Annotated in this window: 5 protein-coding genes; all 5 read right to left on the reverse strand. The window is 68.9% G+C overall.

Going from position 1 to position 4,849, the window contains the following annotated elements:
* Positions 1-305 precede the first annotated feature (305 nt).
* The 5 genes from NZH93_RS49370 to NZH93_RS49390 are packed head-to-tail and all read right to left on the reverse strand — an operon-like array spanning position 306 to position 4,712.
* Positions 306-923, reverse strand: a complete 618-nt coding sequence (locus NZH93_RS49370) for a response regulator (protein ID WP_259630334.1) — start codon at positions 921-923, stop codon at positions 306-308.
* Positions 920-2,128 carry a sensor histidine kinase gene (locus NZH93_RS49375; protein ID WP_259630335.1) on the reverse strand — a complete coding sequence of 403 codons (1,209 nt, stop codon included), beginning with the start codon at positions 2,126-2,128 and terminating at the stop codon, positions 920-922. Before NZH93_RS49375 ends, NZH93_RS49370 begins: the two co-directional genes overlap by 4 nt.
* Positions 2,129-2,130: 2 nt before the next feature.
* Positions 2,131-2,856, reverse strand: a complete 726-nt coding sequence (locus tag NZH93_RS49380; protein WP_259630336.1) for an ABC transporter permease — start codon at positions 2,854-2,856, stop codon at positions 2,131-2,133.
* 10 nt (positions 2,857-2,866) lie between these two features.
* Positions 2,867-3,766 carry an ABC transporter ATP-binding protein gene (locus tag NZH93_RS49385; RefSeq protein WP_259630337.1) on the reverse strand — a complete coding sequence of 300 codons (900 nt, stop codon included), beginning with the start codon at positions 3,764-3,766 and terminating at the stop codon, positions 2,867-2,869.
* Between the two features lie 58 nt (positions 3,767-3,824).
* Positions 3,825-4,712, reverse strand: coding sequence for a bile acid:sodium symporter family protein (locus NZH93_RS49390; RefSeq protein ID WP_276025477.1), 888 nt, complete (start codon positions 4,710-4,712; stop codon positions 3,825-3,827).
* Positions 4,713-4,849 lie beyond the last annotated feature (137 nt).

The following is a 4,849-nucleotide window of genomic DNA, read 5'->3' on the forward strand; positions in this document are numbered from 1 at the left end:
TTCGATCTCAAAGGAAACCCATTGACTGGGTTCATATAAGTTACTGGCTATTCGGCACGCTGTTGAGTTCTCAAAGAACACGCGCACACCATCTCGACCCGCGTCTTACCGCGGTGCAATCCGGGGCTTGTGTTTGAAGCTTAGCAAGCGATTTTTCTGACTGTCAAATCGGCCTGCGAGGCATTCAGTTTTGAAGATTGTGGCCCCCGCTCCGGCCCGTTTCCGGTCCGTGTCGCGGTGACAAGGAGAAAGTTACACCCTCATGATCCGGAGACCAAATCGGGGGGTCCCCAGCGTCGAACGCCCTAGAAGAGGCCCCGTTCGAACGCCACGGCCACCGCCGCGGCCCGGTCGTTCACCCCCAGCTTCGTGTAGACGTGCAGCAGGTGCGTCTTGACCGTCGCCTCGCTGATGAACAGCTTCGCCGCGGCCTCCTTGTTGGTGGACCCCCTCGCCACCAGCCCGAGCACCTCCAGCTCGCGCTGGCTGAGCTGATCGGTCGCGGGGGCCCTGACCTGCCCGAGCAGCGTCGTGGCGACGGACGGCGACAGGACCGCCTCCCCGCGCGAAGCGGACCGCACCGCGCGGAACAGGTCGTCGCGGGGTGTGTCCTTCAGCAGGTACCCCGTGGCACCCGCCTTGATCGCGGGCAGCACGTCGCTCTCGGTGTCGTAAGTGGTCAGCACCAGGACGCGCGCCGCGTTCCCCCGGTCGCGCAGCGCGGTGATGGCCGTGACGCCGTCCGTGCGCGGCATCCGCAGGTCCATCAGCACGACGTCCGGGCGCAACGCCTCGACGACCGTGATCGCCTCGGCGCCGTCGGCTGCCTCCCCGACCACCTCGAAGTCGGGATCACCGGAGAACATCCCGCGCAGCCCGTCGCGGACGACGGGGTGGTCGTCCACGATCACCAGCCGGATCACGGGGCCACCACCGTCGGGATGGCCGGGACGCTGGCCGACACGGCGGTGCCGCCGCCCGGCTCGGACTCGACCGCGAACGCCCCTGCCAACCTGCTCACCCTCTGCCTCATCGTCATCAGCCCGAAGCCGTCGGCGCGCGTCACGTCCGGGTCGAACCCCACACCGTTGTCGCGCACGTCCAAGGTGACCACGTCCTCCATGTACGACAGCGTGAGCCCCACCCGTGACGCCTCGGCGTGCTTGGCGACGTTCGCCAGCGCCTCTTGGGCGGTCCGCAGCAGCGCCACCTCGACCTCGGGGTGCATGGGCCGCGCGGTCCCGGTGGTCGTCACCTCGACCGCGACGCCGGACGCGCCGCTCCACCCGTGCACCACCTCGGCCAACGCCTCGGGCAGCGCCGCGTCCGCCAGCGCAGCCGGGCGCAGGGCGTGCACGGAGCGGCGGGCCTCGGTGAGGTTCTCGCGGGCCAGCCGGACGGACGTGGCCACGCGCTCCCGCCACTCCCCGGTCTGCTCCGCGGCTTCCAGTTGGGTGATGATCCCGGTGAACCCCTGCGCCAGCGTGTCGTGGATCTCCCGCGCCATCCGCTGCCGCTCGTCCAGGACCCCGGCCTCGCGCGCCTGGATCAGTAGCTGCGCGTGCAGGCCCGCGTTCTCCTCCATGGTGGCGGCGAGTTGGACCACCATCTCCTTGCGCTTGCGGCTCTGCTCGGTGGTCACGTGCCCGACGAAGGTGAACGTGCACGCGACCGTCACGAACAGGACCAGGAAGATGACGAACGCGATGAACTCGGGGCCGGTCGGGACGCCGCCGAAGAGCGACGCGGTGGCCAGCACGGCGGTGGCCGCGACCGCGGCGAACATCCACTTCACCCGCAGGACCTCGCTGGCGTACACGTAGAGCGCGAACGACACCGCGCCGAACCACGTCTCCCGCACGCCGAGCACGCCGTACAGGACCAGCAGGCCCACGATGAACACGGCCATCAGGTCCTGTCGGGACCGCCATGCCGGGTGGGCGGTGAACCAGAAGAACATCCACCCGTACATGACCACCACGATCGCCAGGCTGATCAGCTTCGCGCCGGTGTCGTGCGGGGACAGCAGGAGGTACAGGGTGGTCGTCACCGTGAGCACGAAGTACGGGATCACGTGGGCGACGCGTTCGAGCCTGGTCTCCCACGTGTCCAGAGTGGACTCGGCCATCCCTACTCCCAACGGAAGGTCCTGGCCGCGACGGTACCCGCGAACAGCGCGATCACGGCCATGACCGCCAGGTGCAGCGGTGACGGCGCCGTGCCGACCCACGAGTCCTGCAACGCGGCCACGCCGGGCGGCAGGTACTGGCCGACGGTGTTGATCACGTCCGGCAGCAGGAAGCGCGGGAGGTACGCGCCGCCGAAGAACATGATGAGCATGAAGGCCACCGTCGCCCAGCCCGCCGCGGACTTGGCCGTCGACGCGAGCGCGGCGATGACCAGCCCGAACGCGAACAGCGACGCCGCGCCGAGCAGGATGGCCACGGTGAACCCGACGAGGTGGTGCGGCAGGTCGATGCCGAACACCAGCTTGCCCACCGCGACCACCAGGACCACGGAGACCACCGCGGCGGCGAGGTTGACCAGCAGTTGCGCGGCCAGGAGCTTGCCGGGGTGCAGCGGTGTGGTGCCGAGCCTGCGCAGCACGCCGCGTTCGCGGTAGGTGGCGAGCGCCGTCGGGACGCGCTGCAAACCGAGGAACGCCAACGTGATCACCACCAGCGTGCCCGCGTAGCCGTCGATGAACCGCAGTCCGCCGAACAGCGGGTCCGGGGTGCGGAGCGCCGGGATCGCGCCCAGCACCAGCAGCAGCACGGTGGGGAACAGGAGCGCGAAGACGACGGACGCGCCTTCGCGCAGGAACAGCTTGGCCTCTACCTGAACGAGCTTGAGCACGACTCCCCCGTCACTTCTTGGTGGTCAGCGAGACGAACGCGTCGTCGAGGCTGGCTTGGTCGATGCGCAGCTCGGAGGCCACGACCTGGTTGCGCGCCAGCACCGACGTGACGGCGTGCAGGAGGTTCCCGCGGCCGGTGATGACGAACTGCCCGCCGTGCAGGCGGACGTCGGTGACCTCGTCGAGTTCGCGGAACAGCGCCTCGTCCACCGGGCGGGACGGCCGGAACCGCACCCGCTGCTCGCTGTCCACCCGCGACACCAGGCCCGCGGGCGTGTCGATCGCGACGACCCTGCCCGCGTCGATCACGGCCAGCCGGTCGCAGAGCCGTTCGGCCTCCTCCATGAAGTGGGTGACCAGCAGGACCGTGACGCCGGAGTCCCGGATGCCCTCGATGAGGTCCCAGGTGTCCCGGCGCGCCTGCGGGTCCAGGCCCGTGGTCAGCTCGTCCAGCACGGCGATCCGAGGCCTGCCGACCAGTGCCAGCGCGACGGACAGGCGTTGCTTCTGGCCGCCGGACAGCTTCCCGAACTCGGCGTCGCGCTGGCCCTCCAGGCCGAGCCGGGCCATCAGCTCGCGCCAGTCGGCCGGGTTCGGGTAGAAGGAGCTGTACAGGTCGAGCGCTTCCCGGACCTTGATCCGCTCGGGGAGCTGGCTCTCCTGGAGCTGCACGCCCATCCGCTGCCGGAGTTCGGCCCGGTCCCGGCGCGGGTCGAGGCCGTCGACCCGGATCGTGCCGCGGTCCGGGACCCTCATGCCCTCGACGCACTCGACCGTCGTCGTCTTGCCCGCCCCGTTGGGGCCGAGGATCCCGAAGATCTCGCCCTCCTCAACGGTGAAGGACACCTCGTCCACCGCGACCTTCGGCCCGTAACGCTTGCCGAGGTCCGCCACCTCGATGATTGCCATGGCTCAAGGTTCGTCGGCGGCGGGCCTCGGCGAATCGACCGGCGGGCCAGACCGGCGATCAACCGATCGGTTGATGGCTCTCGGGGGTATCCCCTGACCGGGTCCGGGTGAACAGCCAGCCGAAGAGGGCGGCCACCGGGAACATGACGACGCCGTAGACGGCCGCCGGGACGGCGATGTCGGTGCTGTTGAGGACGCTGATGGCGATGGTGATCGCCAGGGTGCTGTTGTGGACGCCGATCTCGAACGCGCTGGCGATGGACTGGCGGTGGCCGACGCGGAAGGCGCGCGGGGCGAAGTAGCCGAGGGACAGGCTGATGACGCAGAAGACCAGCGCGATGAGGCCGGTGGCCGCCAGGTAGTCGGTCAGGTTCTCGCGTTCGGAGATGACGGTGGCGAGGATGACCGAGGCGAGGACCACGATCGAGAAGACGCGCACGGGGCGGTCCATGCGATCGGCGAACGCCGGGGACCTGCGGCGGACGACCATGCCGATGGCCACCGGGATGAGGACGATGGCGAAGACCTGGACGACCTTGTCGAACTGGAGGTCGAGGTTGTCGCCGGAGGGGGCGAAGTAGCCGAGGGCCAGGTTGGTGACCAGGGGGAGGGTCACCACGGCCAGGATCGAGTTCACGGCGGTGAGGGTGATGTTGAGGGCCACGTCGCCTCGGAAGACGTGGCTGAAGAGGTTCGCCGTGGTGCCGCCTGGGGAGGCGGCCAGGAGCATCATGCCGACGGCCAGGAGGGGTGGGAGGTCGAAGAGGAGGACCAGGCCGAAGCAGATGACGGGGAGGAGGATCAGTTGGCAGGCCAGGGCTATGAGGACCGCGGCCGGGTGTTTGCGGACTCGGATGAAGTCGTCGACGGTGAGGGAGAGGCCCAGGCCGAACATGACCACTGCTAGGGCTATGGGGAGCAAGACCGAACCGAGGACCGAGTCCATCGTCTACTCGCACTTCTACCTGGTGGACAGAGGGACGACAGTCGCAACCAGGGGTGGGTGGGGTCAACCGTTATGTCTGATTTGAGACCTGGGATGGGGTCTTGTTGGGTCCCGAGCTTGGGTGGTGGGGTGGCCGA

Origin of the sequence: Umezawaea endophytica, from assembly GCF_025061645.1 — a bacterium.
In the GTDB taxonomy this organism is placed as follows: Bacteria; Actinomycetota; Actinomycetes; order Mycobacteriales; family Pseudonocardiaceae; genus Umezawaea; species Umezawaea endophytica.

Coding starts and splice junctions, on each gene's coding strand:
- NZH93_RS49390 (WP_276025477.1), bottom strand. CDS start 4,712: ATGGACTCGGTCCTCGGTTCGGTCTTGCTCCCCATAGCCCTAGCAGTG.
- NZH93_RS49385 (WP_259630337.1), bottom strand. CDS start 3,766: ATGGCAATCATCGAGGTGGCGGACCTCGGCAAGCGTTACGGGCCGAAG.
- NZH93_RS49375 (WP_259630335.1), bottom strand. CDS start 2,128: ATGGCCGAGTCCACTCTGGACACGTGGGAGACCAGGCTCGAACGCGTC.